The organism is Nonomuraea sp. NPDC023979 (assembly GCF_040639085.1).
In the GTDB taxonomy this organism is placed as follows: Bacteria; Actinomycetota; Actinomycetes; order Streptosporangiales; family Streptosporangiaceae; genus Nonomuraea; species Nonomuraea ceibae.
This window is the reverse complement of record NZ_JBEZZG010000024.1, coordinates 32,954-48,667: the sequence shown is the minus strand read 5'-3', so window position 1 is coordinate 48,667 and position 15,714 is coordinate 32,954. Positions and strand designations below refer to the sequence as shown.

Here is a 15,714-nt window from a genome sequence, read left to right as displayed (position 1 = left end):
GCCCTATGCCCCGCATCTCCGCCGCCACCATCGGCGAGCACCGTGCCCAGACGCGCGACCGGATCCTGCAGGCCGTCTCGCGCCTGTCGAGGGTGCAGGGCATCGACGCCATCTCGATGACGGACGTGGCGGGCGAGGCCGGCATCACCCGCACCGTGCTCTACAACTACTACCCGGACAAGGCGGCGCTGCTGCTGGCGTTCGCCGAGCGGGTGACGAGTTACTTCATCGACAGCTACGAGCGCGGCCTGCCGGAGGACGCCTCGCCGGCCGACCGGCTGCGGGCGTTCGTGCGGCTGCAGCTCGAGGGGCTGCTGGCGCACCCGCATCCGGGGGCGGCCGATCTGGGCGCGGCGCTGGGGCCGGACGCCTACCAGCGGCTGGCCGAGCACGTGGCGCCGATGCAGCGGGTGCTGCTGGACATCCTTGACGGCGGCGTCGCCTCGGGTGACTTCCAGGTGGCCGACCGGGCGGCGACGAGCCGCATGATCCTCGCGGTGGTCGGCGCCGAGCGGGTTCCGCTGATCAGCGGCGCGGTCACGGTGGACCAGGCGGCCGAGGTGGTCTCCGGGTTCGTGCTGCGCGCGCTCGCGGCCTCGCGATGAGCCATCTGGCGATCAGGTCGGCGCAGGGCCGCTGGGTGCTCGCCGCCACGGTGCTCGGCTCGGGCCTGGCGATGCTCGACAGCACGGTGGTCAACGTGGCGCTGCCGTATCTGGGCGCGGAGCTGCGCACGGGCATGGCGGGGCTGCAGTGGACGGTCAACGCCTACACGCTGACGCTGGCGGGGCTGATCCTGCTGGGCGGCTCGCTGGGCGACCGTTACGGCCGGCGGCGGGTGTTCCTCGTCGGCACGGTCTGGTTCGCGCTGGCGTCGGCGCTGTGCGGGCTGGCGCCGAACATCGAGTTCCTGGTGGCGGCCCGCGCGTTGCAGGGGGTGGGCGGGGCGCTGCTCACGCCGGGCTCGCTGGCGATCATCCAGGCGTCGTTCGACCGCGCCGACCGGCCGCGCGCGATCGGCGTCTGGTCGGGGCTCGGCGGGGTGGCGAGCGCGGTGGGGCCGCTGCTGGGCGGGCTGATGGTGCAGACCGTGGGCTGGCGGTGGGCGTTCCTGATCAATCTGCCGTTCGCGGCGCTGGTGGTGCTGGTGACGGCGCGGCACGTGCCCGAGAGCCGCGACGAGTCCGCCACGGGCCGTTTCGACGTGCTGGGGGCGGCGCTGGCCGCGCTCGCGCTGGCGGGGATCACGTACGGGCTGATCGAGCTGGGCGCGCCGGTGGTGCTGGGCGCGGGCGTGGCGCTGGGCGTGGCGTTCGTGTGGCTGGAGCGGCGCAGGTCGCCTGACGCGCTGGTGCCGGTGGGGCTGTTCCGCAGCCGGGTGTTCAGCGCGGTGAACGTCGTGACGCTGATCATGTACGGCGCGATGGGTGTGGTGTTCTTCCTGCTGGCGGTGCAGCTCATCGTGGTGTCGGGGTTCACTCCGGTGGCGGCGGCCTCGGCGCTGCTGCCGGTCACGGTGCTGATGCTGGTGCTGTCGCCGCGGGCGGGCGACCTGGCCAAGCGCGTCGGGCCGCGGCTGCCGATGACGTGCGGCATCGCGCTGGCGGGCGTGGGGTTCGTGTGGATGAGCACGATCGGCCCCGGGGCCTCGTACGTGCTTCAGGTGCTGCCGGCGGTCACCGTGTTCGGGCTCGGCCTGTCGGCGGCGGTGGCGCCGCTGACGGCGACCGTGCTGGCCACGGTCGACGACCGCTACGCGGGCACGGCGAGCGGGATCAACAACGCGGTGGCGCGCACCGGCGGGCTGCTCGCGGTGGCGGCGGTGCCGCCGCTGGTGGGCCTGGTCGGCGACGCGTTCCAGAACGCGCCGGTGTTCGACGCCGGGTTCCGGCAGGCGATGCTGATCAGCGCGGGGATGATGGCGGTGGCCGCGCTGATCACCGCGGTCTCGATCCGGGAGAACGTGCTCAGAACGTGAACGCCTGCCTGCGGACGCTGTTGTCGAAGTTGGACACCAGCAGCTCGGGCTCGCCGACGGAGCGGATCTCCGGCAGCCGGGTCAGCAGCTCGCGGAACATCGTGCGCATCTCCTGGCGGGCCAGGTTGGCGCCGAGGCAGAAGTGCGGGCCGGGGCCGCCGAAGCCGACGTGCGGCTTGGTGTCGCGGGTGATGTCGAACCGGTCGGCATCCGGGAAGACCGACTCGTCCCGGTTGGCGGAGCCGTAGAAGAGCACGACCTTGTCGCCCTTCTTCAGCTCCAGGTCGCGCAGCGCGCAGTCCTCGGTGACGGTGCGGCGGAACTGCATGATCGGTGAGACGTAGCGGACCATCTCCTCGACGGCGCCGGCGATGTGCGCGTCGAAGTCGCTCATCAGCAGTTCGCGCTGGGCCGGGTTGTCGGTGAGGAGCTTGATGCCGTGGGCCATGGTGTTGCGTGCGGTCTCGTTGCCGGCCACGAGCAGGAGCGCGAAGAACGAGCCGAGCTCGCGGTCGGTGAGCTTCTCGCCGTCGGGGTTGGCGGTGACGAGCAGGGAGATCAGGTCGCCCTTGGGGTCGGCGGCGCGCTCGTGCCCGAGCTTGATCACCATGCGCTGGAGGGCGAGCAGGGCCAGCATGTTCTGCCCGGCGAGCTGGACGCTGCGGGCCAGGCTGGGCCGGACGCCGGTGTAGGCGGTGGACACGTCGACGTGCTGGTGGACCTTGGCCCGCAGCTCGGCGGGGATGTCGAGCATGTCGCAGATGACGTGGATGGGGAGCCGGGCTGCGATCTGGGAGACGAAGTCGCGCGGCCCCTCCTTGACGGCGTCGTCGACGATGCGGGCGCACGCGGCCTCGATGCCGGACTGCAGCCCGGCGAGCATGCGCGGGCTGAACGACCGGGTGACGATGCGGCGCAGCCGGGCGTGCCGGGGGTCGTCCATGTTGACCATGGACTCGCCGAACACCTGCTTGACCCAGCCGGGCGGCTCGGGGTTGGTCACGGCCGGCTCGCTGGAGAACAGCTTGGCGTTGCGGCTGGCCTCGACCACGTCGGCGTGGCGCACCAGGGCGTAGAAGCCCTTGCCGGACCGCAGGAACGGCACCTTCTTCTCCGGGAAGAACACCGGCCGGTCCAGATCGCGGAGCCGGGCGAACGCCTCGTGTCGTTCTTTGAGTGGCTTGCGCCAGAAGTCGAGATCGGCGAGGTCGATGTCCACATGCCTATCCTGGCACGTTCCCGTGGAGTTAAGACCGGGTTCGGCTGGTGCGGACATTCCTAGAGGTATGAACGCTCTGCTGGCCGCCTGCCTGCTCCTCCCCCTCGCCGCCGGTACGGCCCCCGCCCAGGTGGCGCGGTGTTCCGGGACGCCGTCGGACTTCGACGCCGACGGCCGCCCGGACGTGGCGGTGGCGGCCCCGTACGACGACCGCAGGGCCGGTTCCGTGACGATCCTGTACGGGTCGGGCGAGCGGGTGAAGCTCGTCCAGGACGGCGCGGAGCCGGGTGACGCGTTCGGGTCGGCGCTGGCGACGGGCGACTTCGACGGCGACGGGTGCGCGGACCTGGCGGTGGGGGTGTCGGAGGAGTTCGCGGGCGAGCGGGTGCCCGGCGCCGACGGCAACGGCGTCGTGCAGCTCTATCACGGCTCCCCCGGCGGGCTGCGGCCCGGCGAGGAGCTGGCCCCGGCCCGGCCGTCGAGCGACCGGTTCGGGGCGTCGCTGGCCGCCGGGGACCTGGACGGGGACGGGCGCGACGAGCTGGCGGTGGGCGCTCCGGGCCTGCGTGGCGGGGGCGGCGTCACCGTGTACTGGATGAAGGGCCGCAAGCCGTACCTGATCAGTCAGCGGACGGGGTGGGTGCGGCAGGCGGCGCGCGCGACCGACCAGTGGGGCGAGTCGCTGGCGACGGGCGACTTCGACGGCGACGGCCGCGACGAGCTGGTGGCCGGCGCGCCGTCCGACAGCGTGACCCGGGACGGGCAGGGGTCGGTGACGGTGCTGGACGTGCGGCGGCAGCGGGCGCTGCGGATCACGCAGAGCTCGCCGGGGATCAAGGGGGGCGCGGAGAAGTGGGACGGGTTCGGGGCGGCGCTGGCGACGGGCGACTTCGACGCCGACGGCCGCGCCGACCTGGCGGTGGGCGTGCCGGGCGAGGGGCTGACGGCGAACCAGCGGGCGATGGACTACGGCGACGGCGCGCTGCACGTGCTGTACGGGACGCGCGCCGGGCTGCGGGGCGCCAGGTCGGAGATGTGGACGCAGACGCTGCTCAAGGGCACGCCGCGCTACTTCGACCGGTTCGGCGCGTCGCTGGCTGCCGGGGACTTCGACGGTGATGGGGACGACGAGCTGGCCGTCGGCGTGCCGGGCGAGAACGCGGTGCAGGTGCTGGCCGGGGGGCCACGCGGGGGCCTCGCCCGGCACGGCGACGTGCTGATCAAGGGGAAGGGCTGGTCGGTGTCGGCGCTGCCGGCCACCGGCGGGCTGCGCGCCCTGTCCGATCGCCCGCCGCTGGACGGGCTGGTGGTGGCCGCGCCCGACCGGGGCGTGGTGACGTACGTGCCGGGCGCGCGCGAGCGCGGCCTGCGCCCGGGCCGGGCGCGCGAGCTGGGCTCCGGCGAGGGACTGTACGGTTACGCGATCGGCTGAGGCCCGGGCTGCCGGTCCGGCCGGTGGGGCAGCGTGACCGTGAAGACGGCGCCCTTGCCCGGCTCCCCCGCCGCCGTGATCGTGCCGCCGTGCGCCTCCACCAGCGTGGCCGCGATCGCCAGCCCCAGCCCGGAGCCGCCGCTGCTGCGCGCCGGGTCGGCGCGGTAGAAGCGCTCGAACACCTCGGCGGCGGCCTCGCGCTCGCGGGCGGCGCGCTCGATCTGGCCGAGCATGCCGTTGAGCGCCCGGCCGAGCTTGCCGACCTCGGTGGTGCCGGCCCACTGCGGCACCCGGCGCGACAGGTCGCCGCCCGCGATGTCGCCGGCCGTACGCTCGATCTCGCCGAGCGGGCGCAGGCTGCGGCGCACCAGCCAGTGGCAGGCGAACCCGAGCACCAGCAGCGTCCCGCCGCCGCCCGCCGCGACGATGACGCCGAGCTGCGAGACGGTGGCGTCCACGTCGCCCAGGCTGATCGCGATCGCCCGGCCGCCGCCGTCGCGCCGGGGCACGGCCACCACCCGCCAGTCGGGGCCGTCCGCGCCGCGCGACCGGACGGTGAACGGGCGGCCCGCCCGGCGGGCGACCTCGGCCGTGGTGAGCGGCGGCAGGTCGGGCAGGTGGCTCTCGGTCGACTCGGCGAGCGTGCGCGTGACCGTGCCGCCGGGGTCGACGAGCACCTGGTGGAACAGTCCGTAGAAGCGCTGCGGCCGTACCTGCGGCTGCGGGTCGGGCGCGGGCGGCATCGCCCGCCACGCGCCTCCGGCCGCGCGCAGCTGGTGGTCCACCCGCTCGACCAGGTAGCCGCGCAGCAGCCGGACCGCGAACAGTCCCGTCGCCGTGACGGCCACCGTGACCAGGAGCAGCGTGACGGAGACGAGCCGCAGCCACAGCGGGGCGCGGGCCAGGTGCCGCCTCATCCCCGCGGCGGGCGCGCGACGCCGGCCCTGGGGGTGGGGGTGACCGTGGCTGGGGGACCGTCCATGTCACCCAGGTATACCGTCCCTTTCTCCCGTTTTCCCACGGTTCGGGGCGTTGACAGCGGACGTTCAGGCGCCGGGGTCCGCCGGGATCGTGACCTGATGAGAGGTACGGGCGCGGGCCCCCCGGCGCGAGACCCGGTCGAGCGTGCGGAAGTCGGCGTCGAGGCCGTCGCGGGTGAGGCGGGCCATGATGTAGCCGCGCCGCTGGTCGATGTAGGCGATGTGCGGGTTCTCGGCCAGCGACTCGGCGATCCACGCGGAGTCGCGGTAGCCGTCTCCGTCGCTGGCGATCGAGGTCGTGACGAGCTCGCGGGCGACGACGGGCGAGTCGGGGTCGTCGAAGTCGGTCTTGAGGTCGGCCAGATGGTGCATGTGGGCGTCACCGGTCAGGACGACCGGGTTGGACGTGCGGGCGAGCGAGGTCAGCAGGCGGGTGCGCTCGGGGGCGTAGCCGTCCCAGGAGTCCAGGTTCACCTCACGGCCGGGGCCCGTCCGGTAGTCGCGGTGGGTCATGAGGATCTGCTGGCCGAGCAGGTTCCAGCGGGCGGGCGAGCCGCGCAGGCCCTCCTCCAGCCAGCGCCACTGGCCGTCGCCGAGCAGGGTGCGCTCCGGCGACAGCCGCTCGTCGCAGCCGGCCCGTACGCCGTCCTGGCACGCCTGGTCGTCGCGGAACTGCCGGGTGTCGAGCAGGTGGAAGCGGGCCAGGCGGCCCCAGGAGACGCGGCGGTTGACGCGCAGGCGGGCGCCGTCGAGGCTGGCGCGGCGCAGCGGCATGTTCTCGTAGTAGGCGCGGAAGGCGTCGGCGCGGCGGCGGGCGAAGGCCGGGGCGCCGGTGCTGGAGACCGGCCCTGCCCAGTTGTTCTCCACCTCGTGGTCGTCGAAGGCCACCAGCCACGGCGCGGCCGCGTGGGCGGCCTGCAGGTCGCGGTCGCTCTTGTACTGGGCGTGCCGCAGCCGGTAGTCGGCGAGCGTGGCGCACTTGCCCGGCGTGTGCGAGCGGACCCGCCCGGCCGGCGCCGTGTAGCCGCTGGGACCGTACTCGTACAGGTAGTCGCCGAGGAACAGCACCAGGTCGGGCTCCTGCTCGGCCAGGCGGCGGTAGGCGGTGTAGTAGCCGTGCTCGTAGTGGGCGCACGCCGCCACCGCGAACGCGAGCGGCGTCTCCGCGCCCTCGGCGGGCGTGGTCCTGGTGCGGCCCTCGGGCGACAGCCTGCCCTCGCTGCGGAACCGGTAGAAGTACTCGCGCCCCGGTTCCAGGCCGGTCAGCTCGACGTGCACGCTGTGGGCGGCCGACCGGCGGGCCGTGGCGGTGCCGGAGCGGACGATCCGGGTGAACCGCTCGTCGGCGGCCACCTGCCAGTCGACGTCCACGTCCCGCGCGGGCATGCCGCCCAGCCCGGCGCCGCCGAGCGGGTCGAGAGCCAGGCGGGTCCACAGCACGAACCCGTCCGCGCCCGGGTCACCGGACGCGACGCCGAGCGTGAACGGGTCGGCTTTGAGAGTTCTGGAGGGAGATGCGAGGAAGGTCGCGGGCACCGCCGCGAGGAAGGATCTGCGGTCCACGATCCAGGTATGTCCGGCAACGCTGACCCCGCCGTGACAGCGGCGTCACGGGCAGGTGAACAGCGCCGGTCAGTCGGACAGCGATTCGAGCAGGTCGCGGGCCCGCTCCACGCCGTCCTCGTCCTCCAGCTCGGCGAAACGCCGGGCGGCCTCCTCGCACAGCTCCGCGGCGCGGGCCGCGTCCTCGTACCAGTCCAGGACCGTCGCCTCGTCGTACGCCAGCTCGGCCAGGTCGCGGGCGGCCTCCGCCGGATCGGCGGCCGACAGCGCCTCCCGGGCCTCGGCGTACGCGCGCAGCGAGGTGGCGAGGTCGCTGGTCGAGTAGTAGACGCACTTCGCGGCCCTCGCCAGCGACCGGCCCGCCTCCAGCGAATCGCCCGCCGCCCGGTGCAGCGCCGCCGCCTCGGCGTAGGCGCGGGCCGCCTCCCGGTCGTCGTCCCGCTCGGCCAGGCGGTCGGCCAGCTCCGTCAGCGACGCCGGGTCGCGCAGCAGCTTCAGCGTCTCCAGCTCCCGCTCGGCCTCCCCCAGCTCGCGCAGCGCCGCGGCCAGCGTCCTGCGGGCCGCGTCCCGCTGCTCGCCGTCCGGGAGCGCCGCCACGGCCTCCTCGGCCGTCTCCGCCGCGTCCAGCACCCGGCCCGTGAGCAGGTACGCCCGCGCCAGGTCCACCCTGGCCAGCGCCGCCCGCCCCCGGTCCCCCAGCCCCGCGAACCCCGCGACCGCCTCCGCCAGCTCCCCCACGGCCGCCTCCAACCCCGGAGCCGAGCCACCCACCGCACGGACGGCGCCCTCCGGGGACGGTGCCGCTTCGCTCACGGACGCGCCGCTCTCCGGGGACGGCTCACCCTCCGGGGCGGGTGCTTCCTCCGAGGGGGCGGTTTCCGTGGGTGGGGTGGAGGTGGAGAAGGCGGTGGGGGTGGGGAGGAGGGCGGCGCCCCGGCGCCAGTGGGTGTGCGGGGAGCCGGTGGTGACGGGGCGGTGGTGGGCGACGAGGGGGAGGTGGCCGACCAGCGGGGTGGCGGCGAGCAGGGCCTCCAGGCGCCGGGTGGAGGTGTCGTTGCCGTTGCGGGCGTCGAAGCGGGCGGCGATCTCGCGGGCTCCGGCCTCCATCGTGGCGCGCAGTTCGGGGACGGGGACGTCGCGGCCGGCGCGGTGGACGGTGAGGTGGCCGTGGCCGGTCTCCTCCAGACGGCGCAGCAGCAGCGCGGCGCAGCCCATGAAGCGCCGCGCGTCGGAGGGGGACGGCGGCCGCTCCAGCAGCGGGAGTTCGCGTTGCAGGATCTCCAGCCCGCGCGCCTCGTTGCCGGTGAGCGCGCAGAACTCCATGTGGTCGCCGAAGTCGTCCAGGTAGGCGATGTTGCCCTGGACGAGCCGGTAGGCGCGCCGGTGCGCCTGGACGGCCTCGCGGTGGCGGCCGGTGCGCACGTAGGGCAGCATCAGCGTGGTGAGGATGCCCTGGGGCTGCACCTCGCAAGTGGTCTCGCCCTGAAGGATGGGCTGGGCGGCGGCGATGGCGTCCTCGTCACGGCCGAGGTGGACGAGGGCGGCGGCGGTGGAGTCGGTGTCGCACGCCTCGCAGTCGGACAGGCTGTCGCGGGGCGTGGTGCGCCAGCGGTGGAACCATTCGCGGGTGGCCTCGTCGTCGCCGAGGTGCAGGGCGATGAAGCAGCGCTTGGCGTGCACGGCGTGCAGCAGGTCGCCGGCCTGGCGGTAGCGGCGTTCCATGTCGTCGATGGCGTCGAGGGCGCGGCGCAGCGGGATCTCGGGGAAGCGCCGCATGTCGGCGATGATCCACTTGAAGTGCCAGAGCAGTTCGCGGGTCTCCCAGTGGCCCCAGCGGCCGGGTTCGGCGTCGTGGTCGGCGAGGTTGCGGGAGAAGACGGTGAACGCCTTCACGGGCTCGCCGCCGTACTGGTAGGCCTGGGTGAGGTCGAGCCGGGCGCGCACGATGAGGGCGTGCTCGCGCCGCGCCTCGGCCTCGCGCAGCGCGCGTTCGGCGAGGACGGTCCTGGCTTCTCCGTACGGCATCGCGCCGGCCTCGCTGAGCAGCGCCTGGACGTCCTCAGTCATGGGTGCCTCCCTGGACGGCCCAGTCGAGCAGGCCGAGGAACGAGCGGTTGAGCGTGGCGGTGTCGGCGGGGCGCAGCGGGTGGTGCCCGTGCAGGAGCGCCATGCCGTACAGCGCTTCGACGGCCGTGGCGGCGAGGGTGAGGTCGGGCAGGCCGGTGACGCGGCGGACGAGGGGGTTGCGGTGGTTGAGCACGAGCCTGGGCCGGTCGGCGGCGACGCTGCGTTCGAGGGCGCCGAGGACGTCGGCCCACAGCGCGTCGCCGGTGTCGCGGGCCTCGCGCAGGTCGGCGTGGTGCTGGGCGGCGCGGCTGGTGAGGTAGAGGGCGGGCAGCGAGGCGGGGTCGAAGTCGCGCAGCACGACCTCGCACCCGAGCGGGTCGAGGGCGCGGGCGGCGGCGGCCAGGAAGGGGCGGGCGCGCAGTTCGGCGTCGGGGTCGGCGGGGCCGAGGTGGGTGGCGAGCTCGGCGGGTTCGAGGCGGTCGAGGACGGCGCCGGGGTCGATGCGGCGCAGCCGGGCGAGGATCTCGCTGTCGTAGACGTAGCCGCCGTTGACGAGGCCGACGCCCTGGGCGCCGGAGACGGCGGCGAGCTGGCGGAACTCGTCGACGCTGGTGGTGTAGCGCCCGCCGGGGTGGCGCAGGCGGAACTGGGCGAGGGTCATCGGCCCGGAGCTGGTCTCGTACTCCAGCCACTGGTCGACCAGGCGCAGCATGTCGTCGTCGTGCAGGGCGAGCGCCTTGACGCCGAGGTGGTGCAGGTTGAGGAAGGCGCGCAGCCCGGCGGGGTCGGTCTCGGCCAGGCGCACCAGCCAGGCGCGCAGGCGGCGGCCGAGCTCCTCGCGGGTGTGGTCGAGCAGGTCGTCCTCGTAGAGGGCTTCGCGGCTGGCGGTGGGGCGCAGTTCGGCGGCGTCGACGACGCAGCGGGCGAAGAACGCCCAGTCGGGCAGCAGCCCGTCGGCCGTCTCGGTGAGCAGCATGCGCTTGAGGTAGACGCGGTGGGTGCCGCGCACGGCGGGGTTGGCGGGGGCGGGCAGGATGTAGGCGACGCCGGTGAGCCCGGCTTCGGGCACGTCGAGGTCGACGACGTCGAGCGGGACGAAGCCGAACAGTTCCTCGCAGTGCGCCTGCAGGGCGCGGCGGCGGGCGTCGGGCGAGGGGTGGGCGGCCCGCCAGGGCGGGGTGTCAAGGGTGGTGCGGCGGCCGTTGACGGTGACGTCGACGGGCAGCAGGGAGCCGTAGAGTTCGGCGAGTTCGGCGACGGTGCGGGGGGCGGCCCATTCGGCGGCGTCGTGGCGGGTGCGCAGGGTGACGGTGGTGCCGGGTTCGGCGCGGTCGGCGGGGGCGGGCTCGACGCGGTAGCGGCCGTCGGAGCGGCCGGTCCACAGCACGGTGGGGCCGCCCTTGGCCGACCGGGTCTCGACGGAGATCTCGTCGGCGACGAGGAAGCCGGACAGCAGGCCGATGCCGAACTGGCCGAGGAACTCGTGCCGGGCGAAGCCGAGCTCGTCGCGCTTGGAGGAGCGGCCGATGGTGGCCAGCAGGGCGTGGACCTCGTCCTCGGTCAGGCCGATGCCGGTGTCGCGGACGCTGATGAGCCCGCCGGTCGCCTCGATGGTGACGGTGGCGGGCGCGTCGGGGTCGGCGGCGCGCCGGGCGGTGATCGCGTCGGCCGCGTTCTGCAGGAGTTCGCGCACGTAGACGCGGGGGCTCGAGTACAGGTGGCGGCTGAGGAGATCGACCACGCCGCGCAGGTCCACTTGGAAGGCGTTGTCCACGCGGCACACCATAGATCACATAACCGACATTCCGCCCCGGGTTTAGGCCAGCAGCTCCCGCAGGCCGGCCGCGCCGGTGTAGAGGACGCCGGTCATGCCGGCCGCCTCGGCGCCCGCCACGTTGTCGGGCCGGTCGTCGACGAAGACGGCCTCGGCCGGGTCGGCGCCGAGCGCGCGGGCGACCTCGTCGTAGATCTCCCGGCCGGGTTTGACCAGGCCCATCCTGGCGCTGTAGAAGCGGTGCGGGATGGCGGCGATCCAGGGCAGCCGGTCGATGCCGTCGGCGGTCTCGGCGGGCGCGTTCGACAGCAGCGCCACGCCGCGCCCGGCGGCCAGCAGCTCGCCGAGCAGCGCGACCGCGCCGGCGTCGGGGTGGGACCAGCTCGCCACGTCCATCGCGACGAGCCGCGCCGACTCCTCGCCGGGCACGTCGCGGCCGAGCACCGCCGACCAGTAGGCGGGGGCGGTCAGCACGCCCCGGTCGAAGTCGAGGCGGTGCTTCCAGTAGCCGAGGCGGAAGGCCGCCGGGTCGGCTCCGGCGGCGGCCGCCATCGCGTCGACCTCGGCCTCGGGCTGGGCCAGGGACAGGACGTTGCCGTAGTCAAAGATGATCCACTTCATACGAGAAATGGTCGCAGATGCGGATGGATCGCCGGGCAGCCCAGGTATTTCTCGGCCGTGTGGAAGTCGATCCAGTCGAGGTTGACCAGCTCCTCGACGTCGATGCCGGTGAAGCTGCCGGCGAGGTCGGGCGGGATGGCGGCGATGTCGTCCTTGTCGGCGATGTTCACCCAGCGGGCCACGCCCTCGGGGCGGCTGCCCCGGCCGTTGATGGGCGCGGGCAGCAGCCGCTCGAAGACGACGTGGCGCATGCCGAGCGGGCTGCCGAGCGTGATGAGCAGGTCGGTCCGCAGGTCGGGGTTGGCCCAGAAGGTCTCGTAGGCGACGACGCTGCCGAGCGAGTGGGCGATCACCACGTCCGGCTGGTTCTTCCGGATCGTCTGGGCCACCACGCGCTGGGTCTCGCGCCGCTTGGCGGCGTCAGTCAGGTAGGTGGCCACCTCGGGCGCGAACAGCTCGGCGAACGCGGCCGAGCGGCCGTCGAGCTTGTCGAGCAGCCAGCCGGTGAACGACTTCAGCGCGCCGGTCAGGTGCTCGCCGAGCCCCAGGTTGCGGGCCCACCCGGCGAGGACCCGCTCCCGGGCCTCGGCCACCGCCGCGGCCTCGCGCGGGCTGCCGGGCGGCCCCTCGTGCAGCAGGTGGGAGAAGTAGGCGACCTCGCTGAAGTAGCGGCGCTCCGGCCCGCCGCCGCACGCGGCGTGCAGGTAGCGGTCCCATTTGGCGCGCATCGCCTCGGCCGCGCCCGCCGCGGAATGCCCCGCGTCGACGTAGTAGTTGTACTTGCCGATGCCGTGCACACCGACGATGCCCGCCACAGCCGCTCCCCTCGCCCCGTTGCTCTCGCGCGACTCTGGCATACGCCGTCCGCGCCGGGCCAGTCAACCGGTGACGGGAAATGCGCTTGCCGCGCGCGGGGGGCGGGCGGATACGGTGGTGTTCCGTAGCGAGACGGAACACAACGAAACATGACGGAACGAGGAAGGAGGAAGCGCTCATGCCGGGCCCCCTGGTCGTCAACGACGCGGTCGTCATCCCCGACGCCGAGCTCGTCTGGCGCTTCTCGCGTTCCTCGGGCCCGGGCGGCCAGGGCGTCAACACCACCGACAGCCGGGTGGAGCTGACCTTCGACGTGGCCGCGTCCACCGCGTTCTCCGAGCCGCTGCGCGCCCGCGCGCTGGACCGCCTCGGCGCGCCGACGATCACGATCGCCGCCTCCGAGCACCGTTCCCAGCTGCGCAACCGTGAGGCCGCCGAGCAGCGGCTCGCCCAGCGCATCCGGGAGGCCATCGCGCCGCCGCCCAAGCGCCGCCGCCCGACGAAGCCCAGCCGGGGTTCGGTCGAGCGCCGCATCGCGGCCAAGAAGCACCGTTCCGACGTCAAGCGCCTGCGCCGCGACATCTGACGAGCCAGGGTCAATACGGCTAGCCCGGGGTGAGGACCGGCTCCCTGAGCCTGACGGTGAGCTGGACGGCCGGGCAGAGCTGGGCGACCACCTCGCGCACCTGGGCGCGCAGGTCGCGGGCCCACAGCCGCCCGTCGTCGTCGAAGTGCGGGCAGACCGGCGAGATGACCAGCTCGGCCCCCATGACCACGGCCCCGGCGGCCATCAGCTCCTTGTACAGCTCGGCCTGGGCCCACATCGCGCCGCACGCGCGGGCGCTGGCGCACATGACGGCCACGTGCTTGCCCGCGAGCGCCCCGCTCTCCGAAAGCCAGGCCAGCGCGTACTCCAGCTCGGCGGGCAGCAGGCTGTGCTCGGGCGCGGTGATGACCACCGCGTCGGCCTCCTCGACGAGCGCGAGCAGCTCGCGCACGGCGCGCGGGGCGGGCCCGCCGGTGCAGGGGGGCGTCTCCCCCAGCCCCGGCCAGGCCTCGAAGCGGGCGCCGGGCGGCAGCTCGCCGCGCACCGCTTCCAGCAGCCTGTTGATGTACGAACCCGCGTGGAGGCTGGCGGCGATCCCGATGACTTTCACCCACTACTCCCCAGGCGGTCTTGGTGTAGGGCCGGTAGTCGGAAACCTGCCCGATGCCGTGGTTGTCCAAGACCATCCCCAGGTCAAGAGGATGCCCGGGTTGTCGCTTCCGGGGTCAGAGGGTGTCGCGCGGCCGCCGGAAGATCAGCACGAGCACGCGGAGCACGAGGATGGCGCAGATGACCAGCAGGTTGTAGCCGATCAGCTCGAACAGTCCCAGGTCGAGCTGGGCGCTGACGACGGGCCCGCCCTCGGTGCCGATCAGCAGCACCGCCATCAGCCCGGCGGTGGCGCCGAGCACGGTGAGCAGCACCTGGTGCAGCAGCCCGGTGACGAAGCGGCGGTCGCGCTCGTCGGCGAGCAGGCGCACGTTGAGCCCGAGGCGGCCGTGCTCGGCGGCGCTGGCGATGCGCTCGACGCGGCGCGGCAGGCGGCGCAGCATGGGCAGCAGGGCGGCGATCTCCTGGGTGGCGGCTTCCTTGAGCGTGCCGCCGTCGAGCTTCTCGGCCAGGTAGCGGCCGGCGAAGGCGCGGGCCTCGCCGATGAGGTTGAAGCCGGGCGAGAGCCGTACGAGCGTGCCCTCCAGGGTGGCCAGCGCGCGGAAGACGGCGGCGACCTCGGGCGGGATGGACAGCCCGTACGCGGAGACGATCTTGAACAGGTCGGTGAACATCTGGGCGCTGTCGAGGCCGGGCGCCAGGTGCTTGGCCATGAACTGGCCGAGCGCCCGCTCCAGGGCGGCCTCGTCGATGTCCTCGGGACGCGGGACGACCTCCAGCAGGGCGTCGGTGACGCCGAGCGGGTCCTGGCGGTTGAGGGCGAGCAGGAAGCGCTGCAGCGCCGAGCGGATGGAGCCGTCGAGGCGGCCGACGCTGCCGAAGTCGAGCAGGCCGAGCGTGCCGTCGTCGAGCAGCATGAGGTTGCCGGGGTGCGGGTCGGCGTGGAAGACGCCCTCGACGAGGATCTGGCGGAGCAGGCAGTCGAGCAGGTCGCGGGCGAGCGCGGGGGCCTGTTCGGGGGTGGCGGTGGTGACCGGCCTGCCGTGGAGGCGCTGCATGACCAGCACGCGTTCGGTGCACATGGCGGCGACGGGGGCCGGGTAGGTGACGCCGCCGCCGTTGGAGGCGGCGACGGCCGCCATGTTCGCCGCCTCGACGCGGAAGTCGAGCTCCTCGCGGATGGCGGCGGCGAACCCCTCGGCCAGGTCGCGCATGCCGAGCGAGCGGCCCCAGCGGGTGCGTGACTCCAGGGTGGCGGCCAGCCGCCGGACGATGTCGAGGTCGCCGGCCACGGTCCGGCCGATGCCGGGCCGCTGCACCTTGACCACGACGCTCTCGCCGCTGTGCAGGCGGGCGGTGTGGGCCTGGCCGATGGAGGCGGCGGCGAGCGGCGTGCGGTCGAAGGCGGCGAACACGGTGTCGACCGGCCCGCCGAGCTCGGCGGCCAGCACCGGCTCGATCTGCTCCCAGGGGGCGGGCGCGACCTGGTCCTGAAGGCGGCCGAGCTCGTCGGTGAACTCGGCCGGCAGCAGGTCGCGCCGGGTGGACAGCACCTGGCCGAGCTTGACGAACGTGACGCCGCCGTCCTCCAGGGCGGCGCGCAGCGAGCGTGCCAGCCGGACCTTGCCGGTGCGGTCGTCGAGGCGGTCGCCCCGGCCGCGCAGGTAGGGGCCGAGGCCGTGGCGCACGGCGATCCTGGTGATCTGCGAGTAGCGGCGGCCCCGGGAGATCCGGCCGCGCAGCGACCGGAAGAACTCCAGCGGCCCGGGGATGGACCCGGGCGGGATCAGCGCCTCGGCCAGCACCAGGATGACCATCGGGATGAGCACGACGCACATCACGACGAGGAACAGCACCCACAGGGCGCCGATCCCCGGGTCCTCGGCCGCCGTCGGGCCGCCGCCGGGCGGCCGCTCGCCGAACGACGCGAGGATCGGCGACAGCAGCGGCTGGGCGAGCGTGAAGGCCGCCAGGCCGGCCAGGAAGGTGCGGATCGCGCCGAACCTGACGTCCAGCAGCCGCTGCGCCACCACCGCCAGCGCGATGATCATCAGCAGCGCGAAGAACGAGAAGAACAGGCTCAGGGGGAGATCCATAGGGACAGATCC

The 15,714-nt window shown here is 74.1% G+C and carries 13 protein-coding genes; 4 read left to right on the top strand and 9 right to left on the bottom strand.

Features of this window, described 5'->3' with window-relative positions; translation table 11 throughout:
• Positions 1 to 5: 5 nt before the first annotated feature.
• A complete protein-coding gene (locus AB0G11_RS32985) occupies positions 6 to 605 on the top strand; it encodes a TetR/AcrR family transcriptional regulator (protein ID WP_219513998.1) in 600 nt (199 codons plus the stop codon).
• A complete protein-coding gene (locus tag AB0G11_RS32980) occupies positions 602 to 1,978 on the top strand; it encodes an MFS transporter (protein WP_357590562.1) in 1,377 nt (458 codons plus the stop codon). The genes AB0G11_RS32985 and AB0G11_RS32980 overlap by 4 nt, the downstream gene beginning before the upstream one ends.
• Here the strand turns inward: AB0G11_RS32980 and AB0G11_RS32975 are convergent.
• Positions 1,968 to 3,197 (bottom strand): cytochrome P450, encoded by a 1,230-nt coding sequence (locus tag AB0G11_RS32975; protein WP_308126103.1) that lies wholly within the window; start codon positions 3,195 to 3,197, stop codon positions 1,968 to 1,970. The two genes, AB0G11_RS32980 and AB0G11_RS32975, sit on opposite strands and share 11 nt — an antisense overlap.
• Before the next feature lie 67 nt (positions 3,198 to 3,264).
• Here AB0G11_RS32975 and AB0G11_RS32970 point away from each other — a divergent pair, with 67 nt between their 5' ends.
• Complete coding sequence (locus AB0G11_RS32970; protein WP_357590561.1) at positions 3,265 to 4,629, top strand: FG-GAP and VCBS repeat-containing protein; 1,365 nt, start codon at positions 3,265 to 3,267, stop codon at positions 4,627 to 4,629.
• Here AB0G11_RS32970 and AB0G11_RS32965 read toward each other — a convergent pair.
• The 6 genes from AB0G11_RS32965 to AB0G11_RS32940 all read right to left on the bottom strand — a co-directional run bounded on the left by AB0G11_RS32965 (position 4,614) and on the right by AB0G11_RS32940 (position 12,449).
• Complete coding sequence (locus tag AB0G11_RS32965; protein WP_357590559.1) at positions 4,614 to 5,546, bottom strand: ATP-binding protein; 933 nt, start codon at positions 5,544 to 5,546, stop codon at positions 4,614 to 4,616. The two genes, AB0G11_RS32970 and AB0G11_RS32965, sit on opposite strands and share 16 nt — an antisense overlap.
• Before the next feature lie 129 nt (positions 5,547 to 5,675).
• Entirely contained in the window at positions 5,676 to 7,172 is a 1,497-nt protein-coding gene (locus tag AB0G11_RS32960; protein WP_357590557.1) for an alkaline phosphatase D family protein, read from the bottom strand.
• Between the two features lie 69 nt (positions 7,173 to 7,241).
• On the bottom strand, positions 7,242 to 9,239 hold the full coding sequence (locus AB0G11_RS32955; protein WP_357590555.1) for a hypothetical protein: 1,998 nt from the start codon (positions 9,237 to 9,239) through the stop codon (positions 7,242 to 7,244).
• Positions 9,232 to 11,013, bottom strand: coding sequence for an HSP90 family protein (locus AB0G11_RS32950; RefSeq protein WP_357590554.1), 1,782 nt, complete (start codon positions 11,011 to 11,013; stop codon positions 9,232 to 9,234). Before AB0G11_RS32950 ends, AB0G11_RS32955 begins: the two co-directional genes overlap by 8 nt.
• Before the next feature lie 42 nt (positions 11,014 to 11,055).
• Positions 11,056 to 11,634, bottom strand: coding sequence for an HAD family phosphatase (locus AB0G11_RS32945; RefSeq protein ID WP_219514018.1), 579 nt, complete (start codon positions 11,632 to 11,634; stop codon positions 11,056 to 11,058).
• Entirely contained in the window at positions 11,631 to 12,449 is an 819-nt protein-coding gene (locus AB0G11_RS32940) for a hypothetical protein (RefSeq protein WP_219514020.1), read from the bottom strand. Before AB0G11_RS32940 ends, AB0G11_RS32945 begins: the two co-directional genes overlap by 4 nt.
• Before the next feature lie 179 nt (positions 12,450 to 12,628).
• On the opposite strand from AB0G11_RS32940, the gene arfB reads away from it, so the two are divergent.
• Positions 12,629 to 13,036: an alternative ribosome rescue aminoacyl-tRNA hydrolase ArfB gene (arfB, locus tag AB0G11_RS32935; RefSeq protein WP_219514028.1), complete on the top strand. Its 408-nt coding sequence runs from the start codon at positions 12,629 to 12,631 to the stop codon at positions 13,034 to 13,036.
• 19 nt (positions 13,037 to 13,055) lie between these two features.
• On the opposite strand, the gene AB0G11_RS32930 is transcribed toward arfB, so the two are convergent.
• Both AB0G11_RS32930 and AB0G11_RS32925 read right to left on the bottom strand, forming a co-directional pair.
• Positions 13,056 to 13,607, bottom strand: coding sequence for an NAD(P)H-dependent oxidoreductase (locus tag AB0G11_RS32930; protein WP_219514038.1), 552 nt, complete (start codon positions 13,605 to 13,607; stop codon positions 13,056 to 13,058).
• A gap of 115 nt (positions 13,608 to 13,722) precedes the next feature.
• Complete coding sequence (locus tag AB0G11_RS32925) at positions 13,723 to 15,702, bottom strand: AarF/UbiB family protein (RefSeq protein WP_357590552.1); 1,980 nt, start codon at positions 15,700 to 15,702, stop codon at positions 13,723 to 13,725.
• Positions 15,703 to 15,714: the final 12 nt, after the last annotated feature.

Excerpts from the sequence above, each read along its gene's own strand:
- AB0G11_RS32985 (WP_219513998.1), top strand. The coding sequence starts at position 6 with ATGCCCCGCATCTCCGCCGCCACCATCGGCGAGCACCGTGCCCAGACG.
- arfB (WP_219514028.1), top strand. The coding sequence starts at position 12,629 with ATGCCGGGCCCCCTGGTCGTCAACGACGCGGTCGTCATCCCCGACGCC.
- AB0G11_RS32980 (WP_357590562.1), top strand. The coding sequence starts at position 602 with ATGAGCCATCTGGCGATCAGGTCGGCGCAGGGCCGCTGGGTGCTCGCC.
- AB0G11_RS32965 (WP_357590559.1), bottom strand. The coding sequence starts at position 5,546 with ATGAGGCGGCACCTGGCCCGCGCCCCGCTGTGGCTGCGGCTCGTCTCC.
- AB0G11_RS32955 (WP_357590555.1), bottom strand. The coding sequence starts at position 9,239 with ATGACTGAGGACGTCCAGGCGCTGCTCAGCGAGGCCGGCGCGATGCCG.
- AB0G11_RS32945 (WP_219514018.1), bottom strand. The coding sequence starts at position 11,634 with ATGAAGTGGATCATCTTTGACTACGGCAACGTCCTGTCCCTGGCCCAG.
- AB0G11_RS32925 (WP_357590552.1), bottom strand. The coding sequence starts at position 15,702 with ATGGATCTCCCCCTGAGCCTGTTCTTCTCGTTCTTCGCGCTGCTGATG.
- AB0G11_RS32970 (WP_357590561.1), top strand. The coding sequence starts at position 3,265 with ATGAACGCTCTGCTGGCCGCCTGCCTGCTCCTCCCCCTCGCCGCCGGT.